Genomic DNA, 20,008 nt, shown 5'->3' with positions numbered 1-20,008 from the left:
CCGCGCGGAATTAGCGTTACGCTGCTCGGAATACCGGCCGCAAGAGCTTTGAGTTCTTGCGGCCGGAGCGTTTTTCTCCTGTGCCTAAGACCTTGAGGTCAAGACTTTTCAAGTCCTCCGCTGATCGCACGCGAATCTGAAGGAGCGAGAAGAGCAAGCCCGTCAGCATGGCGAAGAGAGCACCGAATCCCGCGGCCGCCGGAATGGCGAAATTCGCTCGCGGATAGTAGACATCTCCACGGGCCGACACGGCTCCCCCGGACGATGCACCGGGGCGCTGCGACACGCTGTCCAGCGCATAATTTTCCCGCTGCTGGGTCAAAGCTGCAAATCGCGCTTCTAGCAATTCGAGTTCCGCGTGATAGCGCTTGGCGGTTTCGATCGCTCCGGCCTTGGCGAGATACTCGTTTTCACGTTGCTTCCGAATTTCCTCAGGGCTTGGCCCGCGCTCGACCGGTTGAGGCGTTACGATCTTGTTAGCGGCCACCGCTAGTTCCTCGCGTTGGGCTCGAAGATCCTTTAGCCGCGGGTGGTTCGGTCCAAGACTTTGAGAGAATCGCGCGATCTCACCGTCGATTTCTGAAAGCTGCCGATCATAGGCTGCGGACCCCACCGGAATTTCCACTTTCGGTCTGCTCGGCAGGACAAGGGCAGAGACGGCGCTATTCATGCGCATCTCGGTAAGCGAGATGCCATCGGCATTGAGAATGACGTCGTTCGCTTTGCCAAAGGCGGTGTTCCGATCCTCGATTGCGGTCATGCGCTCTCGTAGCTGCGCGATTTCGCGATCCAGTTTCGCTTCGTTTTCACCGGCGTTTCGGCGCCCCTCGTAGCGGGAGTTTTCGATATATGCATCGCGGATAAAGCCGACCATCGTTTGCGCTTCGACCGGTGAAAGCCCGACGTAACCGACGGTGAAGGAGGGGCTGCCTTCGGTGAAGTTCAAGATGATCCCATCCGCGATTATGTCGCCTAGCCATGTTCTGAAGTCGCGATTGCCGGCAGCCGACGAATTGTTGAATTGTTGGGCGAGCGCGTAGGAATTGGTCCATCCCAGCCTCTCAGCAACCATACCCGTTACGCGCGGATCCTTGATCACGGCCGCTTGCGATTTCACAAAATTGTCGATCTGCTTGTTGGTAACTGCATATTGCTCTGCATTCGCCTGAAATTTAGTCTCTAGCTGAATGGTAGCTGTCGCGAGATAGCGCTCGGGAGTTAGCCAAACGATGACAGTCGCTGCTGCTGCGCAAATGCCCGCTGAAAACACGATGAAATAACGAAGCTTCCAGATGCGTTCTAGGATTTGGGACCACGTCATGGTCTTGCTGCCCCCCGCTCGATTTTAATGCGCCAACACATGGCGCATAGAGCACCAAGCGTCGCAAACACGAGGGGATGGTTCTCCTGCTGTGCGAATACAGACTTGACGATAATAAAAACGGAAATGAGAATCATAAACGGAATGAGAAGCAGGTGCTCGCGGGTTTGAACCTGGAAGAGATATTTAACGCCGTACAATAAGGCGCCAAAAAATATCCCCGCGTATACAAGGAAGCCGATGACGCCGAATTCTAAAGCTAAGGCGAGGTAATATGTGTCGATCGTAAGCCCGCCCGCAAGATTACGGTAATTAAGCGTTTCTGCCCCTTTACCGATACCGTGACCCCAAGGGCTGGACCAAACCATCGGAAGGCCCATTTCTACCTGTGCTTCGCGAGCCTGACTGCTGAAAGATTGCGCTTTTGTACCCCAGACCATTGCTCTCAGACGTCCGACTACGAATGTCGCTATCATAAAGGCGATGAAAATGAATGGGTAGGCGATAGTGAAAGCCGGGCCGAACACGCTACCCTTCTCCTTCTTCCACTGGGTTACGCTCCACGCCACAAGAAACAACAGGATCGACATGAAGAAACCCGCCGCGCCAAGGCGGGAATCGGTCCGGGAAATCGACGTGAACAAAAGCGGAAGGGTCGCCAACGCGGCGGCACGTACCAAGACGTTCTTCCCGTAAACGAGGAAGTAGATCACGAAAGGCGTTGAAAATGCCAGAAACTCGGCGAACCCGAGCGGCGTAGTAAACTTGCTCTGCACGCGATAAATACCTGTAGCGGCGCGCGATTTGGCTGACAGGATGTTCTGGATGACGGGATCGTCGACCGCGATGAACGAAGGGATGTGATTAGCCCAAGGAATCTGTTGCATACGCCATTCCTGAATGCCGATCATGCACGTCAGAAGGGCGAAGAACCAGATGACATAGGCAAGTATCATCGCGTTGCCGGGCTTGGAAAAGATCCAAACGGCAGCATAGAATATGATGAACCAGTATAGGATCGCGACGATAAACTTGTTCAGCGAGTCGGTCGGTTCGGCCGACAAACCGATGCTGAGTCCCGCGATAAGGGCAAAAATAAGAAGCAGCCGGTTGACGATGATGGTCGGCGCCAGTCGATCGCTCAATTGATTTCGATACCAGCCAGAGACCGAAAGGCTAACTAGAAAAACGAATGCCAGCGGAACACCGAAAATCCGCAGTGCGGTTATCCACGGGAGCCCTGGAAAGTCGAAAGCGAGATAATCGGGCCAGAACAGCAGGGCTATGATGAAAGCGAAGAGAAGCCGCCCAATCCATTTGACAGGGGGATTCTTGCTTTCCGGCAATGCCCAAACGATCAGTAGGCCGATAATCGCCAGCGCACCAGAAAACGGCATCAGCATATTGGTACCGGAGGTCGCGAGTAACGCGCCCATGGATACCAGTACACCGAGATAGATCAGCGCGTACAGCCAAAGTCGTTTCTGCCATACCTCGCCGGAGGAATATCCTCCGAGAACGGGCTCGTTACGAGGAAATAGCACCCCCAATATCGCGGTAGGTAATTTCATTGCGGTTCGGCCAGTTTAGTCCCTCGTGTCTCGCACATGCAGTTAGCACGTTCATCGAGATAGTGCATGAACATAAGCTGCCTTACACAAACGAAAGCGCCACCGGAATCTCTTCTGGTGGCGCGTTCGTATTCGGTACGGAGGCGTCAGAACCAGATGTCGGGCGTGGCGATCGTGTCGATACCCTCGAGCAGCAATTGGTAGTCGGCAACGCCGTTGCCATCCATATCGCCAAGCAATGTGACACCTTCGGCCCCCACCTCATAGCGCAATTCGCCGGCAGTTCCGGAGAATGCATTCATGCCGACGAAGGTGAAGGCTTGATCGCCTTCCATCATTGTGTTTGCGTCTAGGAAACGCACATCGATAATATCCTCGCCGCTTGTGAAGTCGAGAATGGTATCGGTTCCGTCGGTACCGTTCGATGCGTCGCGCATGATGAAGCGGTCCGCCCCGACGCCGCCCATCATCACGTCCGACCCCGAACCGCCTACGATGCGGTCGTCACCGGCCCCGCCGAACAGGCGATCGTTTCCGGCTCCGCCATAAAGGCGGTCGTTCCCTTGGCCGCCTTCGAGGATGTCGGCGCCGCGCCCGCCGAACAGGTTGTCGGCTCCGTTTCCGCCGTAAAGCTGATCGTCGCCAAAGCCGCCGTACAAGCGATCTGCGCCCGCATGTCCGTAAAGAATGTCATTGCCCCCGGCGCCTCTGATGACATCGTTACCGTCATGTCCGAACAGTCGGTCATCGCCCAGATTTCCGAAGAGGAGATCGCCGTATTCGCTGCCTTCGATCAGATCGTCCCCTCCTTTGCCGAACACCTTGCTGCCGGTTTCCGAAGCATGAAGAGTTTCGCCATTCCAAGAGCCGAGAATTTCGCCTAGTGTTTCCGCGGCATTAGCTACGCTCGCGTTGGGGTCGGCCTGTGATGAGGTTTCAAAACCTTCAATCGGCGCCGCCTGCAGCAGCATTTGCGCGAGTTCGCTGACATTTGTCGAACCTGATTGCTGCCATTGTGCGAAGACCGTCTGAGCGAAGTCGCTCGACTCATCGACGGATTCGTTGTTGTCGAGATGGGCACTATCGCGAGTCGCAAAGGCATAGGACGTCGATGCATTTCCCCGAACCGAATATTCGTGCTCCATAATTACGCGGAGGAACGACCGCTGATCGGGGTAGCCGAGGACGAGATTTTGCGTAACCTCTCCGCCGATCACACCATCGACGCTAATACCGTTGTACAGACCACCGAGAATTACATTGCCCGACACATTCACGTTCTCGAACGGCATATTATCGCGCGTATCACGTATGAAAATGCCTTGGATCGGACTACCGTCGCCGCGGTAGACGAGGTTGTCGGAGATCGTGATGTTGCGGCCCGGCTCGTTCTGGTTCGTCGACCAGAACTGAATTGCATCGGGGTGGTCTCCGGACCCCCCGGTGTTGAGCGGGTGGAAATCCGTGAACGTGTTGTTCGTCACGATCGCGTTCGAAACACCGCCGCCCCGAATGCCGTCGCAACGAATATCGTGGAAGCTGTTGCCGGAAATAACCACGCCGTCGACGTCCAAAAGCTTCAAAGCATGCATGGCGTTCGAAAAATCGGAATTAATGACCGTGACATCGGTGCTCGACCGGATAAAGAAAGGCGAAACCTCTTCCCCGCTTCCGATGTTGTCCGGGCCCTGTACGGTGACGTTCGAAAAGACGATAGCGTTGGATCCGCTGATGGTGAAGCAGTTGGTATCACCTTCGCCGCCGATAAAGGACAGGTTGGAGAAACGCAGGCCGTCTGCGCCGGTGATGTTCAGTCCGGTGATGACCGCCTGATCGTCGGGATCCATCGATGTCAGCGTAACATCGAGATGGCCGGCATTACGAAGCGCGATCTTGTCATACGTACCTGGAGCGAGATAGATGGTATCACCCGGCTGGGAATTCTCGAGAAATTCTTCGACCTGATCGCTTGTCCGTGCGTAAAAATTTGCCATCGTTTGTCCCGTTCCGTCGTTTTTGATCGCCTACGCAAAGGGAACCCCTGCGTTTGCGGCGCTACGGAACGGTATTAGGGCGGCAGCCCCTAGGATGGTCTCAAGGCCTAGAGTTAAGCGGAACGCAAACCGCGGCATCCGAAGTATGCTCGAATACCGCGGTAAACACTTGAAATACAGACGGTTATTTTGTTAATTTGTTTGTAAGTAAGGTTTACGTCACGAAGTTGGGTGTACTTTCGGTTATTTCCTTAAAAAGACGCGCCCTTTTTCAAGCCCAGGCGCTATGCCGATCAGTTGAGATATTGATATACAGGAAGTCGCGTGCGGCAGACTGAGATCTAAGTGCGCTTACGCCGTGATAGCTGTTGTTTGAGCACGGGAAAAATACGCCCAGATTTTGCTCGGGCCGGAGGGTCGCGACGGCCTCTACGTCCGATGGACGTGGGTGGCGTTCGTGAGCACGTGGGTCCACTTTTTCTTTGTGCCTGAACAGGCTGAGATCCCCACCTTCAATCCCCTCCGCTTCCATATCGGTGAAATAGACAATCAGCGAGCACAAGCGGTTTTGCCGGTCGCAGTGCGGGGGTTTCGCATACCCGCCGATGCTGCGTTCGATATCGAGACGGGTGAACAGATTACCGGAACTGTCGTTGCTGCGAGAAAAGAGCCTGTGCGACAGATTTTTCGCCTTGTCGGACAAAGTTGCCTTCTCGGTCAGGACCTCGCGGCCTTCCACGAGGCCGCGATCATATGCGTCGCTCTCAATCCTGATGGAGCAACCGAGCGCATCGAGATCGGGGCCGAACACGTCCAGGAACTTCTCGACGAAGGCCGGCGAGTTGATCCAGTCGTCGAACTGCTTCCACGCTGGCGAAGTGACGATCAACCGGTCGTAGGTCTTATCGCCGCGGTAGATATCGAAGCCCGTACCCTGCCCGACACGGCTACCTGTCGAACCGCTAATCTCCGTTTGTCCGGCAAAATGATCCTGACTCGGAAAATCTGCCCGCAATGCTTTGTAAAGGTCCAAATCCAGGATGCCCTTTTTCACCACATGCGGGAAAGGTGCCTGCTGGACGTCGTTCCGGCTGATATTCAACATATTTCGTATCCTTCGGCGTAGCGCTGCCAAAAAGTTTTGCGTTTGCGAAAGAGAACTAGCCGCATTAAGCGCTGGAACAAGATCGGTTGTGTGCAAAAATTGCGGTGCCTCAAATCGAGAAATTTGCGCTATACGGTGTTTGCGCAAATACCAGTCCAACGACGACACGGCTACAGGGTTCGCGTTGTCGCCCAGGCAGCGAGTTATGTCCGACGAAGGTTCAGGCTTGATGGCACCACGTTATGAACCGGCCAAGAAGGCGGGTATACGCGGTGCCGATGCAAGATTTGCGGCCTTTCTGTTACTCGGCATGCTCGATCTCGGCGCCCTATGGGCGGGAAGCCTTGTCGCCTTCGATCTCGCTGGCCGAAATTCCGAACTGCCGAGCGGCTTCGCGCTGCTCTCGGTTTCCTATCTTTTAGTCGCCGCGCTTTCGGGTGCGTTTAGTCGACAGGCGTTGCTAGCTCCCATCCTTTCCGTGATTAGGGGGGTGAGATCGACGCTTACGGCTACGGCGGGGCTATGGGTCGTCGCGGTTCTGGCAGACGTTTGGGATCCGGGAGATACGCACGGGATCGTGTTGGGATGCGGGATCGCGATGGTACTGCTGTTCGCCGGGCGGATAACGCTCGCGGTTCTTTCTAATCTCGTGGCGGCTCAATTCAGCAACGATCTTCTGATTGTCGACGATGTCGAGCCTGCCTCCATCCCCGATCGCTACACAGTGGTTGGTTCGGCGAAGCTGGGAATGGGCGCCGACGATCGGATCGGGTCCATCGGCTTTTCGCGAATCACCAAACTAGCTGCAAAAGCGGATCGCATCCTTGTTTCATGCAGCGCGGGGCGCCGACGATTCTGGTCCGACCTGTTCGATACATTCGGAGTGGATGCCGCCGTCATCGTATCTGACATCCGGCAGATTTCGGCGGTTGACAAGGATTTCGATACTTACCTGCCGATCCTGCGCGTCAGTCGCGGTCCCTTGGTACTTCGGCAGCGCATCGTGAAGCGTCTGTTCGATCTTGCGATAGCCGTTCCATTGTTCGTCATCCTCACCCCGGTCCTCGCCGCGGTGTGGATCGGCCTCGCCACGCAAACCCGAAAGCGCAAGGTCACGAGGTCGCGCACGTTTTTCGGCATTCGGAACCAGCCCTTTCGCAGCCACGTGTTCGTCGCGCCCGATCCATCCGGTCGCAAGGGTGTCCTGTACCGTACGGGGTTGTTCAGATTGCCGATGCTGCTCGACGTGATTCTGGGTCGAATGAGCATCGTGGGGCCGACGCCTGTGGAGTTAAAACCAGGCTCTGCACAGCACCACATGCGCAGGAACGTGAAACCAGGCTTATTCGAACCGCGCGTAGAGGCGAACGGCTCGTCCTATCGCGAAGGCTGGACGTTGTGGCGCGACATCGCCAGTCTGGCTCGCCTCAATCCATCTCGGCCGAAATAGGCAGGCGCTTGGTCAGAAACGCGCGAGCAGGGATTGCCACCAATCCTCATTGGTTAGGTACCAGTCCAGCGTTTGATTCAGACCCTGCTCGAAGTCGCGGCTCGGCTGGTAGCCCAAGCATTCCCGCGCCTTTCGTTCATCGATCGCATAGCGGCGATCATGGCCTGCGCGGTCTTCGACGAAGGTCTTGAGGATCGCGGAAGGTTCGCCGCGAGCGGCGGGCGCGTGAGGATAACGGCGCGCGAGAGTCGGATCCTTCGCAAACGCGCCGTCCACCGCGTCGCAAATGCGTTCGATGATTACGAGGTTCGGCACTTCTTCGCCCCCGCCAATATTATAGGTCTCACCCGGTTCGCCGACCTGCAGGACCTTCTCGATCCCGCGGCAGTGGTCTTCCACATGAAGCCAGTCGCGCACATTCATTCCGTCGCCGTAGATCGGCAGAGGTTTGCCGTGCAGGCAGTTGATCAGAAACAGCGGAATGAGCTTCTCGGGAAATTGGAACGGTCCGTAATTGTTCGAGCAATTGCTGGTCGTCACCTCCAGCCCATAGGTATGGTGATAGGCACGCACCAAGTGATCCGAGGCAGCCTTGGACGCCGAATACGGCGAATTCGGCGCGTAAGGCGTCGTTTCGCTGAAGGCCGGATCATCCGGCTCGAGCGAACCGTACACCTCGTCGGTGGAGACGTGGTGAAACCGGTGTTTCCGCCCCCCTTCGCCCAACCATGCCGCGCGTGCTGCCTTGAGTAGGCTGTGCGTGCCGATGACATTGGTGGACACGAAGGCATCGGGACCGCTGATCGACCGGTCGACATGGCTTTCCGCTGCGAAATGGACCAGCGTCGCGATGTCTTCGTTCCGCAGCAGGTTTTCGACCATTTCGTTGTCGCGAATGTCGCCCTTCACCAGCGTCACGCCATCGAGGCCATCAAGATTGGCGGCATTGCCGGCATAGGTGAGCGCGTCGAGCACGACGATCCGATCGTCCTCGTGGTGCTCGCGCCAATAGCGGACGAAATTGGTGCCGATGAAGCCGGCACCTCCGGTAACGAGCAGGGTCTGCATCAAACGCGGTCCTTGAAAATCGAGCGTAGCGCCTGCCGCCAATGGCGGGCGGGCGCGCCGAGGTGTTTGTAGGTCTCGCTGCAATCGAGAACAGAGTAGCTAGGGCGCTGTGCCGGCGTGGGAAAGTCCTTGGTACGGATCGGTTTAATCGGGATTGCTCTTTCGAGCAGGCCAGCGGCATTCGCTTCTTCCTGTATCGCGAGCGCAAAATCGTACCAACTGGCTACACCGCTATTCGTGAAGTGCAGGGTCCCCGTCACCTCTTTTTCGGCGAGCGACCACAGCGCGGTCGCAAGATCGTCGGCTAGGGTCGGCGTTCCGAGCTGGTCGGAAACGACGCCGAGTTCGTCGCGCTCTTGCATCAGGCGCAGCATCGTGTTCACGAAATTGCGGCCATCGCGATCGTACACCCATGCCGTACGGACGATCAGCGTTTCGGGAGCGGACAGTGCGGCGTGCTCGCCGTCGCGTTTGCTTGCGCCATAGACGCCTAGTGGCTGGGTCGGCGCATCGGGCGGGTAGGGCATACCCGCATTTCCGGCGAAGACGAAATCCGTCGAGACATGAATGAGCCGGGCCTTCGAAGCTTGGGCAGCTTGCGCCAGATGGCCAACCGCTTCGGAATTAATTCGATAGGCTGCTTCCGGATCACTTTCGGCTGCATCCACGGCGGTGTAGGCGGCGGCGTTAAAGATGGCGGTCGCGCCGCTCCGTTCGACGGCTTGGCTAACGGCGGCGCCATCGGTAATGTCCAACTCATCACGGGTGAGCGACGTAACTTCGGCGCCAGTCGGCGCGCTCCTCGCGAGCGCGCGGCCCAATTGCCCAGCACCTCCTATAATCAGCGCTTTCATGCGAAAAGTGGCGCTTCCGAGAACGGCAGTCCGGCGCGGTCCTTGTCGGACAAGAGCGGTTCGATGTCGCCAAGCGGCCATTCGAGGCCGAGTTCGGAGTCGTTCCACAAAAGGCTATGCTCGTTCGCGGGATCGTAGAACGCGGTGCACTTATAGAGAAAGTCCGTACCGTCTTCCAAAGTCAGGAAGCCATGCGCCAGCCCGGGCGGCACCCACAGCATGCGCTTGTTGGCTGCCGAAATTTCGAAGCCCGCACTCTTTCCGAAGGTCGGCGAGCTTTCCCTCAGATCGACGACGGCATCATAGACGGCTCCGGCGACGACGCGGACCAGTTTTCCCTGGGGATTGGGCTTCTGGTAATGCAATCCGCGAAGCACGCCGCGCGAGGAGCGGCTATGATTGTCCTGCACGAAGTGTAGGTCGAGACCCGCGTCGGCAAAGGATCTGGCGTTCCAGCTTTCCATGAAGAACCCGCGATCGTCGCCGAACACTTTCGGTTCGATCAAGGCGCACCCGTCGATGCCGGTCGGGATCAGTTCCAATTGACCGTCCTGTCGAGCAGGCCGAGCAGGTAATCGCCATAGCCCGATTTCTTCAGCGGAGTCGCGATCCGCTCAAGTTGTTCATCATCGATGAAGCCCATGCGCCAGGCTATTTCTTCGGGACAGCTGATCTTCAGGCCCTGCCGTTCTTCGGTGATACGCACATAGTCGGCCGCTTCGAGTAACGAGGCGTGGGTGCCGGTATCGAGCCAGGCATAGCCGCGGCCCATGATCTCGACCGAAAGGTCGCCCTTATCGAGATAAAGCCGATTGAGATCGGTGATTTCCAGTTCACCGCGTGGCGAGGGCGCGAGATCGCGTGCGAGATCCACCGCCTGCCCATCGTAGAAATAGAGCCCGGTCACCGCATAGTTCGATTCGGGGCGTTCGGGCTTCTCTTCGATCCGGGTCGCCTGTCCGGCATCGTCGAACGTGACAACGCCGTAGCGTTCGGGATCCTTCACGTAATAGCCGAACACCGTTGCACCGCTATCGCGTGCCGCCGCGTTGCGAAGCAATTGGCTGAGGCCGTGGCCGTAAAAAATATTGTCGCCCAAAACGAGAGCGGACGGTTTGTCTCCCACGAAGCCAGCGCCGATATGATAAGCCTGAGCCAAGCCCTCTGGCTTCGGCTGCGCCGCATATTCGAGGCTGAGACCCCAATCCGACCCATCGCCCAGCAGCGCCTTGAACATAGCCTGCTCATGCGGTGTCGTGATGATCAGGATTTCGCGGATACCGGCGAGCATGAGCACGGACAGCGGATAATAGATCATCGGCTTGTCGTAGACCGGCATGAGCTGTTTGGAGACGGCCTTGGTCAGCGGCCACAGCCGCGTGCCCGATCCGCCCGCGAGAATAATCCCTTTACGCATCAACTACTCGAATCCGATCTCGTTAGGGCCTGCCGTTTGGCGACGCGGAGAAGGCTTTGCAACCGTAGCATCGGATCGAATGCATACCGTATCGGTTCATATAAGGTAACGTCGCAGACTGAAACGCACGTCCAAACGGCGCTGGTCATCGGTTTGAATGTTTAATAACGCGTTAACTTGCTGTAAGAGGTTTCGCCATGGGGCACTCGTTCGCATTGCTGAAGAAGAAGACGGTGGCGTATCCCGCGGCCATCCTCACGGCTGCGGCCGCCGGCATTGTGTCTATGGCCATCGTCGGCCCCCGCGAAAGCGGCGCGGCGCGCCTTCTCCAACAGACGACATCCGCGTTGGAGGAATATCTCAACCGTTCTCCGGGCGAACGGGACGAAACCGCGCTTTTGAAGGGAAAGGGGAAAGGCAAGGGCAAGTCCGGCGCGATGGCGAGTCGTGAAATTCCGACCGGAGAGCCGGAGCAGCAAGCCCTCGGTAAGGTCTTCGAAGAACCGGGCGTTGTACCCGATACACTTCCCGGTGCCGAGCCGCTTGCAGACGCTCTGCCGGAAAGCCTCGCGCTGGCTACGACGCCCGACGTTCTGGCGCCTGGCGGATTCGCACCCATCGGCCCCGGAGGCGGGGGCGGGGGTATCATTGGCGGTGGCGGAAATCCCGGCGGTGGCGGTGGCGGTGGCGGCGGTGGGGGCGGTACTCCCGGCGGCCCCGGTGACGGGGACGGCGATCCGCCGCCCGTATCGCCGGTTCCGGAACCTTCGACTTGGGCGCTGATGCTTCTCGGGTTCTTCTTTTCCGGTGCTGCCTTGCGTTCGAAGGCGCGCGCAACGCGAGCGGCGCATCATGCGTAGGGTCCTACTTGCCACATTTGGCGGTCTTTCCGTATCCGGGGTCGCCGCGATTGCGCTGGCAGCCCCGGCTGCCGATCCTGCAGCTGTCACGGCGAATATCGAACAGGCGCAGCCTGCTGCGAAAAACATTCGATTCGAACTCGGAGCCGCGTCGGCCGGTATAGCTGCGGAAAAGAAGCTGCTCCCGAAGGGTGTGAAAACACTGCTCAAGGTCCCACAAACGCTCGAGCACGGCGATTATGTGTGGAACGATGAAGGCGTCGCGCCCGGCAAACTCACCGTTTTCGTCGATATGCGCCGGCAAATGATTTCGGTGTTCCGCGGCGGTCACGAGATCGGCACCGCCGTCATCGTTTATGGCGGCAATGGGCACGAATCGCCGACCGGCAAGTTTCCGATCCTGCGCATGTATCGGGACTATCATTCGCGCAGCTACGACGCGCCGATGCCGTTTTCGATGTTCGTGACGAATGACGGGGTAGCCTTGCATGGGAGCCCAATGGCCGCCGACCGCGCAACTCATGGTTGCATCGGTTTGCCGATAAGCTTCGCCCGTCTTCTTTTCGAGCAAGCCAGCAAGGGTGACGTCGTCGAAATCGTTCGCTCCAACGCGACCTGAAGAGGTTCGTCGCCGAACGGGGCGAGTTACCGTTTTTAAACCTTTTCATAGCATCCTCTCCGGGCACGAACCTGGAGAACTCTGGACATGCATGGTCGGCTGCGAACGATAGGAAAGCTCGGTCTGATGACGGCGGCTCTGGCCATGCTACCTGGTGCGCAGGGTCAGTTCACCAATTTCGAGAATCGCCTCCTGAACAGTCATAACAGGGAACGAGATCTGCATCGGATCGCCGACCTCCAATGGGATACGGAACTTGCCGAGGGTGCGCAGAAATGGGCGACGTATCTGGCGCGCACCAACCGTTTCGAGCATTCGCCAAATACGCCCGGCGAACCTCTGGAAGGTGAGAATATCTGGGGTGGTAGCCACGGCGCGTTCGGCCCGGAAGCCATGATCGATCTGTGGGTTTCGGAAAAGCGCTATTTTAAACCCGGCCGCTTTCCGAACAATAGCACGACCGGCAAGGTGCAGGACGTTAGCCATTTCACGCAGGTCGTGTGGAGCGGCACGCAGAAGGTGGGTTGCGGCCTTGCCCGTAACGACCGCCGCGATATCCTCGTTTGCCGGTACAGCAATCCCGGCAATGTGTACGGCTACCGGGTCCTGCGTTCCGTTAGCTGACGCAGAAAGAGCGACGGACCCAAGCCCGCCGCTCTCTTTTCCGAACCAGGTTTCAAGTTCAGGCGTAGGTGACGGTCGCCGTTTGGTCCGTTTTTGTATTCCGCATTCGCATGGCGAAGCCCATGGCACCGAACGCGATCAGGAAGAGCGCCCATGTTGCCGGCTCGGGGACTGCACCGCCAATTGTTCCAGTGGTGTAGAGCACGGCGTTCGAAAAACCCTGCGTGTTCGCCAAGGTGATCGACGAAGCACCGGTCGTTCCAAAGTCGAACAGGTAGAAGCCGGTCACGTTTCCGCCCGGACCCGCCACGTTGCCGAAGTGAATGCTCACGATGGTTTCGCCGAACAGCATGGTGCCGAAATCGATCATGCTCCCGCCGGTCAACGTCGTCGTCTTGGCCAGATCGCCGAAATTCCCATCGAAGGTGTAATTCGCGCCGAGGGCGGCGACCGCAACCTGCTGCGCTTCGATCTTGGCCGGGCTACCGCCGTTGAGATTGCCCTCATAATAACCCGAGCAACTCTGGGCGCCGACGAGCGCGGTGTCGCACGCGGGCGGTCCGGTCTTGATCGGTTTGGCCGCCATAGCTGCCTGGGGAAGTGCAATGCCGATCGCCCCTGCGGCGATAAGCGAAGTGAAGGCGGCTTTCGCCGCAAACGTCGTCTTCTTCATAGTTACCCTCACACTGTTTCCGGCGATCTTCGCCGATATGTTCGCTTGCACCGAAGCTTACCGGAACAGTCGGAGGTCGATGATTCGATCTTAACCGTTCGGGTTGCCGAAGGGTTAATCTAGTAATGCGATCATGCCTACGCGAATAACGTAGCTGTCGCTTTTCCGTACGTTTCGCACAGAACGCGGTTAAGGTGCATCCTTAACGTGTAGCGCTTGCGAAATGTGAACCAAACCGTGATCAATTCACTTGAGGCATCGCAGATTGAAATCAGGAAGGAACTCCGATGGTCGCACAACGGCTGAAAAAAATGCGGACGGCCTTGCATCGCACCGCGCTCGCAGGCGGTCGTCGAAACTATCTGCGCAAGGTATGGGGCATGCACATCGGCGAAGGGTCGAGAATATCCCTAAAGGCGAAACTCGATTTTACCAATCCGGGCGGAGTGCATATTGGAGACTACACCATCGTTACCCCAATGGTGCAAATCTTCACTCACGACTTCGTCCGTGCAAAACATCTTGATACTTATATCGGTAGCTATTGCTTCATAGGCGCAGGGTCGATCATCCTGCCAGGGGTCCGTATCGGAGATCACTGTATCGTCGGAGCAGGTTCGGTGGTGAACAGCGACGTACCCGATCGCTCGATCGTCGTGGGCAATCCCGCCAAAGTCGTCAAATCCAACATTAAGACCGGTCAATTCGGCATGCTGGTAGGTCGGACCGTCCGATAATCTGCGATTTACGACATGGTTCCCGCAAAAATGAAAAATATATGACGGGCGCTGGTTTTTGTTTACCATGCGGGTTAAGACGTTTTTAACGGGAAGGCAGCAAAGTCTGTAGGGGAAGGAGAAGTCCCATGGCTGGCAAGAATCTCAAACGGGTCGCCGCGACGGAAAACGGTTTTGAACCTGCAACGGTTCTCAGGCCCGAAGCGGGAAGCTTCGTTGCCGGAGGCACCGTTGGAGAGCTTCACCAGCGGCTTCAACAAGAGCTCGGAATGGATTGGGACGATCCGATCGTCTACGCGCCCAGTGACGCGCCAATCGCACAACGGGTCGAGCGCAAATTTTCGGCCCTCGTGGGCGTCGCAGCCCTCGGCGCGGGTTATGGACTTGCCGCGAAGCTCATCTTCTAATCGGGCTCAAGATTTTGTTCGGGCGTCCTATTCCTGAACTCGTCGTACGCCCCTAGCTTGTTCTCGATGCGTAAAGCGGTAAAAGCCTGCTTCGTATACGCATAGGCGCATCTCAGGGGCTTCGATTTGGAAACGATCTACGACTGGCTGACGGTCCTGATTTTCGCAGGACTGATCACCTTGTTCCTGCAGCGTTCGTCGATGGACGAGCCGCCTGATACGATCTGGCATTACATGCCGCCCGCCATCGGGTGTGCGGTGGCGAACTATCTCGGAAACGAAGAGATGCACGTTCTCGCCGCAGCGGCCATCGCTGCGGTGCTCGGCTATATTCTCGTCATATTGAAACCGTTTCAGCGCGCATGACTTACGTCGATGCGTGGACTATACGTATCTTCGCGGTTTCAGGGTTTGCGACACCGTCTGAGGTTTCCATTGCCTGACCAATCACATGTAAATGTCACATTCTCGATACCAAAGGTATCTAAGGTTACTGCATGAGCTACAGCGAAAAGCCGGGATTTTTCGAACGCCTTTTCGGCCGGAAAGCGGACGAGGCGGAAGCCGGTTCGAAGCCGGTGTCCGATAGTCCGGAACCAGCAATGCCGACGGCCACTCAACCGGCACGGACGCAGCCAGCTCTGACGCGCCCCGTCCCTGTGCGTACGATCGCTTCCGCAGCACCGATGGCGGAGCAGCGGCGATCCGGGCCACCCCCCGCTCCGCAACCAGGGCCGAGCCTGCCCAAGTTCAGCCGGGCGGCAGGACGCAACCCGGGTGCTGCGCGTAATGCGTCGAACAGCAGCCGTGTACGCGACGCTTTCACCCCGTCGCATCCCATCTCTCAAGCGCAGAGATTCGCCGGCAGACGCGATTTGATCGAGAAATTGATTCACTTGATCGAAGACCAGCGCCTGCACGTGGTACTGTATGGTGACCGCGGCATCGGCAAAACGTCGATTCTCAAAATCGTTTCGAATCTCGCACGCGAAGCGGAATATCACGTGTCTTACGCCTCGTGCGGATCGGATACCTCGTTCGACAGCCTGTTTCGCCAATTCGCTCGCGAACTGCCGCTGCTGTTTCACCGGAATTACCCGCCGACACATCCCGACGTCGAAGCGGGGCGCACGTTCGCGCATCTCATGCCGGACCGAGATCTGACGGTCGCCGACGTCACCGCGGTGCTTGAAAACGTCCAGGGCACGCAGATCCTTTTGATTGTCGACGAGTTCGATCGCGTCGCTTCGGCACGAATGCGTGAGCAAATTGCCGAGGTCATCAAGAACCTGTCGGATCGCGGGGCCTCGATACAATTCTTCATTGCCGGTGTCGCATCGAACCTGACCGCGCTTGTATCGCACATCCCTTCGATCCGAAGGAACCTCATCGGCATCCCGGTGTCGCCACTCGATCCGGAGGAGACCGCCCAGGTCATCGAGGCGGGCGCGCGCCGGAGCGGGCTCGCATTCACCGACGAAGCCACGTCCGAAATTGCTGCCCTGTCGCGCGGATTACCGTATCTCGCGCAGCTCCTTGGTCTCCATGCCAGCTTTGCCGCTGCGAAACGCGACGCGGGCGAGGTCGAGCGTGCGGACGTCAGCGCAGCAGCATCGCATGCCGAGGAGGAGATTGGTTTGCGTATGTCGGAGAAGGGGCTTCGAGCGGTTGATCAAGCGATTGAGAACGTTGGCATATCCTCGGTCCGGTCACTCGCGGAACATGCGCTGATGAATAATGGTCAGCTTGATCCGCGCGAGGTCGATGTGCTCGATGATCGATCACGTGATTCGCTGCTTGAGACGGCAGATGAAGAGGAGGGCGGATGGCGTTTCCGCGAGGAAGCGGCGATCCCCTATATCTGGCTGAAAGGTCGGGAAACCACTGCTCGTCAGACCCGCGACTAAGCTGTCGTCCGCCAATTTCGCGCGCACATGTGCGCTCCATTGAGAACACCTGTTCCATCCGCGAGTATTGAAAATGCCTGATCAAACCTGCGACATCAGTGTCATCGTGCCGCACTATCAGGACTTAGCGCATCTCGACCAGTGCCTCGACGCACTTACCGCGCAAACGGAGCTTGGCGGGCAAACATTCGAAGTCATCGTGGCCGACAACAATTCGGCATGCGGCCTCGACGAAGTCCGTCGCGTTGTCGCGGGACGTGGGCGCGTTATACTCGCCCGCGATCAGGGGGCGGGGCCCGCGCGAAACGCAGGCGTTGCGGAAGCCAAGGGAACGATACTCGCCTTTACGGACAGCGATTGCGTTCCGGTGCCGCAATGGCTGTCGAAAGGAGTGGCTGCTCTTCGAAATTACGATCTCGTCGGCGGTCGCGTTATAACTTCGGTCACGCGCCCCAGAGGCATGAACGGGATCGAGGCGTTCGAGCGGGTCTTCGCGTTCGACAACGAAAGCTACATTCGCACGAAGGGTTTCACCGGATCGGGCAACCTCTTCTGCACAGCCGAAACCTTTGCCAAGGTCGGCCCCTTCAAGACCGTCGTATCCGAGGACCGCGAGTGGTCGATTCGCGCAACGTCGAAGGGGTTCGCCCTAGGTTATGAAGCCGAAGCGATCGTCGAGCATCCGGCGCGTGAAACATGGACAGATCTTACGGCGAAGTGGCGCCGCATTAATCGGGAGACCTACGCTTTCGAGCGGCAGAATGGCGGGTCGAATTTGCGCTGGATCTTTCGCACTTGGCTATTGCCAGCATCGATCGTGCCGCATTCGTTGAAAGCCGTGCGATCCGATGCACTCGTTGATGTTGGTGACAGGATCCGCGCTATAGGAATGCTCGCCAAACAGCGGTTCTGGCGCTTTTACGATGCTCATAGGCTCCTCTTTGAGCGGACGCGATAATGCAATGTGTCCCACTATGGCGCAGTTGCAACAAACCCCTGAGTTTCTACGCCGAAACGGAACGGAAACCATTGCCAGACAGTTACCAAACCGTTAACACCCTTTTATCGGTGTGAAGCGCAAAATCGTTCGTATGTCAGGAAACTGGCTTAATGTCCCGTCAGGGAGATAGGAATTTATTATGAAAAAACTCGCACTTGCATTGGCCGGTGGCGCTGTTTTCGCTGTCGCCGCGCCTGCTAGCGCCGCGACCATCGTTCTTGAGAGCGACGAAGGCAGCGATACGCTTACCGGGGAATTTGCCGGTACCGTTCGCAACTCTGGTCCGTTCACTCGTGAATTCACATTCGTGTTGCCGGAAGCTGGTCGTACCGCTGCGTCGATCACGACTGCAGCTGTCAGCATGGCTGGTAACATCGACTTCACGTCGGTTACGTTGAATGGCCAGAATTTCAATCTGACGCCTAATGGTCAGTTCGAATTCGGCAGCATCGCGCTCAATACAGACTCGGGCCTTCAGACGCTTATCGTGAACGGTATCGCTCAGACGACGCCGGGCAACAACGCTGCATTCAGTGGCGTCGTAACCTTCGCCGCTGGCGCGATTCCCGAGCCGGGCATGTGGGCTCTTATGATCCTCGGCTTTGGCTTCGTCGGCGGTGCGCTGCGTTCGCGTCGTAATTCGTCGGTCAAGACGAACTTCGACTTCGCGTAAGCGATCTCGATTTAGAGTGTTCGAAAGGGAGGCTTCGGCCTCCCTTTTTTGTTGTGCCCGGGGGAAGTGGCAGAGCGAGGTTATCTGGCGCTGGACGAGCAGCGCCATCACCGTCATTACCCTTCTCGAATGAGGAGAATGATTTGACGACAGGAACCGCAAACGGTCCGCTTGTTGGCTTGAAGGCCGTGGAATTTCAGGGCATTGGCCCAGGACCCCATGTCGCGATGATGCTGGCGGATATGGGCGCCGAGGTGGTCCGTATCGAACGGGAAGGCTACCGGCCCATGAATCCGGTTGTCGAACGTGGGCGGCACCGGCTTGCGCTCGATCTCAAAAGTGACGGCGGCCAGCGTCGGTGTCTCGAAGCATTGCAAACGGCCGATGTCTTGATCGAGGGATTTCGTCCTGGCGTCATGGAACGGCTTGGGCTTGGGCCGAACGAAGTTCTCGCGGCAAACCCTCGCATCATTTATGCGCGAATGACGGGCTGGGGACAGGACGGTCCGCTTGCAAAAGCGGCAGGCCATGATCTGAACTATATTGCCATCACCGGCGCACTCGACTCGATCGGCCAGCGCGGCGAATTGCCCGTTCCGCCGCAAAACCTCGTTGGCGATTTTGGCGGCGGTTCGCTGTATTGTGCGATGGGTATCCTCGCCGCACTGTATGAGCGCCAGACCAGCGGAAAGGGACAGGTCGTCGATGCCGCGATTGTGGACGGCGTAACAAGCCTGATGAGTTTTTTCCATGGCCAACCCCAAGGCGCAATTCGTACGGTCGAACGGGGGAAGGGGCTGCTCGGAGGCGCCGCCCATTTCTATCGTTGCTATCGTTGTAAGGACGGCCGGGAAATCAGTGTCGGTGCCATCGAGCCGCAATTCTATGCGGAGCTGCTTGAGCGGATCGACGCGCCTGCCTCGCTCCGCGACGGGCAGCTCGATCCGGCGAATTGGGATACTTACGCCGATCGGCTTGCCGAACTCTTCGCCACGAAAACGCAGGCGGAGTGGTGCGATTTGCTGGAAGGCACCGATGCATGTTTCGCGCCGGTCGTTCCGCTTGGCGAGGCGAAGGAGCATCCTCACCTCAAGGCGCGGGAGAACTTCGTCGAGCAGGATGGCCTGTGGCATACCGCGCCGGCCCCGCGTTTCAGCCGGACACCTCCGAAGATCAGGCCCTCGGCGCAGGATGGCGCCGAGATCGTTGCGAATTGGGAACGGGAGAGAATGCGCTGATGGCTGGACGATATTTCGACGAATGGTCGCTTGGCGATACGATCGAGCATGAGATTCGCCGCACAGTGACCGAGACCGACAATCTTCTCTTCACAACCATGACGCACAATCCTCAGCCGCTTCATCTTGACGTGGAGGCGGCGAAACACAGCGAATTCGGCCGGATACTGGTCAACGGCACCTTCACGTTTTCTCTAATGGTCGGGCTGAGCGTGGGTGATACGACCTTGGGAACGCTGGTTGCTAATCTCGGCTACGACAAGCTCGTCATGCCGAAGCCCGTTTTCATCGGTGACACCTTGCGCGCGACCAGCGAGGTGATCGGCCTGCGTGAAAGCAAGTCGCGTCCGAATGCCGGTATCGCGACTTTCAGACATGAGGCGATCAATCAACACAGCGACGTCGTGTGCCGCTGCGAACGATCCGCTCTGCTTCGCAAGTCAGGATAATCCGGACCGATCTTCCGTGCAGTCAGTTGGGACTATCGGGG

The 20,008-nt window shown here is 57.8% G+C and carries 21 protein-coding genes; 12 read left to right on the top strand and 9 right to left on the bottom strand.

Features of this window, described 5'->3' with window-relative positions; genetic code table 11:
• Positions 1 to 16: 16 nt before the first annotated feature.
• The 4 genes from E3U23_RS07885 to E3U23_RS07870 all read right to left on the bottom strand — a co-directional run bounded on the left by E3U23_RS07885 (position 17) and on the right by E3U23_RS07870 (position 5,991).
• Positions 17 to 1,321 (bottom strand): hypothetical protein, encoded by a 1,305-nt coding sequence (locus E3U23_RS07885; RefSeq protein WP_279350687.1) that lies wholly within the window; start codon positions 1,319 to 1,321, stop codon positions 17 to 19.
• Positions 1,318 to 2,892 (bottom strand): O-antigen ligase family protein, encoded by a 1,575-nt coding sequence (locus E3U23_RS07880; protein WP_279350686.1) that lies wholly within the window; start codon positions 2,890 to 2,892, stop codon positions 1,318 to 1,320. Before E3U23_RS07880 ends, E3U23_RS07885 begins: the two co-directional genes overlap by 4 nt.
• Positions 2,893 to 3,038: 146 nt before the next feature.
• Positions 3,039 to 4,886: a right-handed parallel beta-helix repeat-containing protein gene (locus tag E3U23_RS07875; protein ID WP_279350685.1), complete on the bottom strand. Its 1,848-nt coding sequence runs from the start codon at positions 4,884 to 4,886 to the stop codon at positions 3,039 to 3,041.
• Positions 4,887 to 5,157: 271 nt separating this feature from the next.
• Positions 5,158 to 5,991, bottom strand: a complete 834-nt coding sequence (locus E3U23_RS07870; RefSeq protein ID WP_279350684.1) for a 2OG-Fe(II) oxygenase family protein — start codon at positions 5,989 to 5,991, stop codon at positions 5,158 to 5,160.
• 229 nt (positions 5,992 to 6,220) lie between these two features.
• Between E3U23_RS07870 and E3U23_RS07865 the strand changes: the two genes are divergently transcribed.
• Positions 6,221 to 7,441 carry a sugar transferase gene (locus E3U23_RS07865; protein ID WP_279350683.1) on the top strand — a complete coding sequence of 407 codons (1,221 nt, stop codon included), beginning with the start codon at positions 6,221 to 6,223 and terminating at the stop codon, positions 7,439 to 7,441.
• A 12-nt stretch (positions 7,442 to 7,453) separates the two neighbouring features.
• Here E3U23_RS07865 and rfbB read toward each other — a convergent pair whose 3' ends face one another.
• Genes rfbB through rfbA form a run of 4 tightly spaced genes read right to left on the bottom strand, consistent with a single transcriptional unit; the run spans position 7,454 to position 10,780 of the window.
• Entirely contained in the window at positions 7,454 to 8,509 is a 1,056-nt protein-coding gene (gene rfbB / locus E3U23_RS07860; RefSeq protein ID WP_279350682.1) for a dTDP-glucose 4,6-dehydratase, read from the bottom strand.
• Positions 8,509 to 9,363 carry a dTDP-4-dehydrorhamnose reductase gene (gene rfbD, locus E3U23_RS07855; RefSeq protein WP_279350681.1) on the bottom strand — a complete coding sequence of 285 codons (855 nt, stop codon included), beginning with the start codon at positions 9,361 to 9,363 and terminating at the stop codon, positions 8,509 to 8,511. The genes rfbB and rfbD overlap by 1 nt, the downstream gene beginning before the upstream one ends.
• Positions 9,360 to 9,905: a dTDP-4-dehydrorhamnose 3,5-epimerase gene (gene rfbC, locus E3U23_RS07850; RefSeq protein WP_279350680.1), complete on the bottom strand. Its 546-nt coding sequence runs from the start codon at positions 9,903 to 9,905 to the stop codon at positions 9,360 to 9,362. Before rfbC ends, rfbD begins: the two co-directional genes overlap by 4 nt.
• A complete protein-coding gene (rfbA, locus tag E3U23_RS07845) occupies positions 9,896 to 10,780 on the bottom strand; it encodes a glucose-1-phosphate thymidylyltransferase RfbA (RefSeq protein ID WP_279350679.1) in 885 nt (294 codons plus the stop codon). The genes rfbC and rfbA overlap by 10 nt, the downstream gene beginning before the upstream one ends.
• 197 nt (positions 10,781 to 10,977) lie before the next feature.
• Here rfbA and E3U23_RS07840 point away from each other — a divergent pair, with 197 nt between their 5' ends.
• The 3 genes from E3U23_RS07840 to E3U23_RS07830 all read left to right on the top strand — a co-directional run bounded on the left by E3U23_RS07840 (position 10,978) and on the right by E3U23_RS07830 (position 12,883).
• Positions 10,978 to 11,640, top strand: a complete 663-nt coding sequence (locus E3U23_RS07840; protein ID WP_279350678.1) for a PEPxxWA-CTERM sorting domain-containing protein — start codon at positions 10,978 to 10,980, stop codon at positions 11,638 to 11,640.
• The gene (locus E3U23_RS07835) at positions 11,633 to 12,259 is read left to right on the top strand and encodes a L,D-transpeptidase family protein (RefSeq protein WP_279350677.1); all 627 of its coding nucleotides are present in this window, start codon (positions 11,633 to 11,635) and stop codon (positions 12,257 to 12,259) included. The genes E3U23_RS07840 and E3U23_RS07835 overlap by 8 nt, the downstream gene beginning before the upstream one ends.
• A gap of 126 nt (positions 12,260 to 12,385) precedes the next feature.
• Positions 12,386 to 12,883, top strand: coding sequence for a CAP family protein (locus E3U23_RS07830; protein WP_279350676.1), 498 nt, complete (start codon positions 12,386 to 12,388; stop codon positions 12,881 to 12,883).
• 58 nt (positions 12,884 to 12,941) lie between these two features.
• Here the strand turns inward: E3U23_RS07830 and E3U23_RS07825 are convergent, their stop codons facing one another.
• Positions 12,942 to 13,556, bottom strand: coding sequence for a PEP-CTERM sorting domain-containing protein (locus E3U23_RS07825; protein ID WP_279350675.1), 615 nt, complete (start codon positions 13,554 to 13,556; stop codon positions 12,942 to 12,944).
• Between the two features lie 287 nt (positions 13,557 to 13,843).
• On the opposite strand from E3U23_RS07825, the gene E3U23_RS07820 reads away from it, so the two are divergent.
• The 8 genes from E3U23_RS07820 (at position 13,844) to E3U23_RS07785 (ending at position 19,967) form a co-directional block, all read left to right on the top strand.
• On the top strand, positions 13,844 to 14,293 hold the full coding sequence (locus E3U23_RS07820) for an acyltransferase (RefSeq protein ID WP_279350674.1): 450 nt from the start codon (positions 13,844 to 13,846) through the stop codon (positions 14,291 to 14,293).
• A 128-nt stretch (positions 14,294 to 14,421) separates the two neighbouring features.
• Entirely contained in the window at positions 14,422 to 14,700 is a 279-nt protein-coding gene (locus E3U23_RS07815) for a hypothetical protein (protein ID WP_279350673.1), read from the top strand.
• A gap of 126 nt (positions 14,701 to 14,826) precedes the next feature.
• A complete protein-coding gene (locus tag E3U23_RS07810) occupies positions 14,827 to 15,066 on the top strand; it encodes an XrtV sorting system accessory protein (RefSeq protein ID WP_279350672.1) in 240 nt (79 codons plus the stop codon).
• Between the two features lie 131 nt (positions 15,067 to 15,197).
• The gene (locus tag E3U23_RS07805; RefSeq protein ID WP_279350671.1) at positions 15,198 to 16,607 is read left to right on the top strand and encodes an ATP-binding protein; all 1,410 of its coding nucleotides are present in this window, start codon (positions 15,198 to 15,200) and stop codon (positions 16,605 to 16,607) included.
• A gap of 73 nt (positions 16,608 to 16,680) precedes the next feature.
• A complete protein-coding gene (locus tag E3U23_RS07800; protein ID WP_279350670.1) occupies positions 16,681 to 17,565 on the top strand; it encodes a glycosyltransferase family 2 protein in 885 nt (294 codons plus the stop codon).
• A 181-nt stretch (positions 17,566 to 17,746) separates the two neighbouring features.
• Positions 17,747 to 18,280: an FxDxF family PEP-CTERM protein gene (locus E3U23_RS07795; protein WP_279350669.1), complete on the top strand. Its 534-nt coding sequence runs from the start codon at positions 17,747 to 17,749 to the stop codon at positions 18,278 to 18,280.
• A 143-nt stretch (positions 18,281 to 18,423) separates the two neighbouring features.
• The gene (locus tag E3U23_RS07790; RefSeq protein WP_279350668.1) at positions 18,424 to 19,518 is read left to right on the top strand and encodes a CaiB/BaiF CoA transferase family protein; all 1,095 of its coding nucleotides are present in this window, start codon (positions 18,424 to 18,426) and stop codon (positions 19,516 to 19,518) included.
• Positions 19,518 to 19,967, top strand: coding sequence for a MaoC family dehydratase (locus tag E3U23_RS07785; protein WP_279350667.1), 450 nt, complete (start codon positions 19,518 to 19,520; stop codon positions 19,965 to 19,967). Before E3U23_RS07790 ends, E3U23_RS07785 begins: the two co-directional genes overlap by 1 nt.
• Positions 19,968 to 20,008: the final 41 nt, after the last annotated feature.

Source organism: Erythrobacter litoralis (genome assembly GCF_029760855.1).
GTDB lineage: Bacteria > Pseudomonadota > Alphaproteobacteria > Sphingomonadales > Sphingomonadaceae > Qipengyuania > Qipengyuania litoralis_A.
This window is presented reverse-complemented; position numbering and strand designations above follow the sequence as displayed.

What these genes read in the sequence shown, in the direction of transcription:
- E3U23_RS07885 (WP_279350687.1), bottom strand. Translation starts at nt 1,321, where the DNA reads ATGACGTGGTCCCAAATCCTAGAACGCATCTGGAAGCTTCGTTATTTC.
- E3U23_RS07880 (WP_279350686.1), bottom strand. Translation starts at nt 2,892, where the DNA reads ATGAAATTACCTACCGCGATATTGGGGGTGCTATTTCCTCGTAACGAG.
- E3U23_RS07875 (WP_279350685.1), bottom strand. Translation starts at nt 4,886, where the DNA reads ATGGCAAATTTTTACGCACGGACAAGCGATCAGGTCGAAGAATTTCTC.
- E3U23_RS07870 (WP_279350684.1), bottom strand. Translation starts at nt 5,991, where the DNA reads ATGTTGAATATCAGCCGGAACGACGTCCAGCAGGCACCTTTCCCGCAT.
- E3U23_RS07865 (WP_279350683.1), top strand. Translation starts at nt 6,221, where the DNA reads ATGGCACCACGTTATGAACCGGCCAAGAAGGCGGGTATACGCGGTGCC.
- rfbB (WP_279350682.1), bottom strand. Translation starts at nt 8,509, where the DNA reads ATGCAGACCCTGCTCGTTACCGGAGGTGCCGGCTTCATCGGCACCAAT.
- rfbD (WP_279350681.1), bottom strand. Translation starts at nt 9,363, where the DNA reads ATGAAAGCGCTGATTATAGGAGGTGCTGGGCAATTGGGCCGCGCGCTC.
- rfbA (WP_279350679.1), bottom strand. Translation starts at nt 10,780, where the DNA reads ATGCGTAAAGGGATTATTCTCGCGGGCGGATCGGGCACGCGGCTGTGG.
- E3U23_RS07840 (WP_279350678.1), top strand. Translation starts at nt 10,978, where the DNA reads ATGGGGCACTCGTTCGCATTGCTGAAGAAGAAGACGGTGGCGTATCCC.
- E3U23_RS07835 (WP_279350677.1), top strand. Translation starts at nt 11,633, where the DNA reads ATGCGTAGGGTCCTACTTGCCACATTTGGCGGTCTTTCCGTATCCGGG.
- E3U23_RS07830 (WP_279350676.1), top strand. Translation starts at nt 12,386, where the DNA reads ATGACGGCGGCTCTGGCCATGCTACCTGGTGCGCAGGGTCAGTTCACC.
- E3U23_RS07825 (WP_279350675.1), bottom strand. Translation starts at nt 13,556, where the DNA reads ATGAAGAAGACGACGTTTGCGGCGAAAGCCGCCTTCACTTCGCTTATC.
- E3U23_RS07820 (WP_279350674.1), top strand. Translation starts at nt 13,844, where the DNA reads ATGGTCGCACAACGGCTGAAAAAAATGCGGACGGCCTTGCATCGCACC.
- E3U23_RS07815 (WP_279350673.1), top strand. Translation starts at nt 14,422, where the DNA reads ATGGCTGGCAAGAATCTCAAACGGGTCGCCGCGACGGAAAACGGTTTT.
- E3U23_RS07805 (WP_279350671.1), top strand. Translation starts at nt 15,198, where the DNA reads ATGAGCTACAGCGAAAAGCCGGGATTTTTCGAACGCCTTTTCGGCCGG.
- E3U23_RS07800 (WP_279350670.1), top strand. Translation starts at nt 16,681, where the DNA reads ATGCCTGATCAAACCTGCGACATCAGTGTCATCGTGCCGCACTATCAG.
- E3U23_RS07795 (WP_279350669.1), top strand. Translation starts at nt 17,747, where the DNA reads ATGAAAAAACTCGCACTTGCATTGGCCGGTGGCGCTGTTTTCGCTGTC.
- E3U23_RS07785 (WP_279350667.1), top strand. Translation starts at nt 19,518, where the DNA reads ATGGCTGGACGATATTTCGACGAATGGTCGCTTGGCGATACGATCGAG.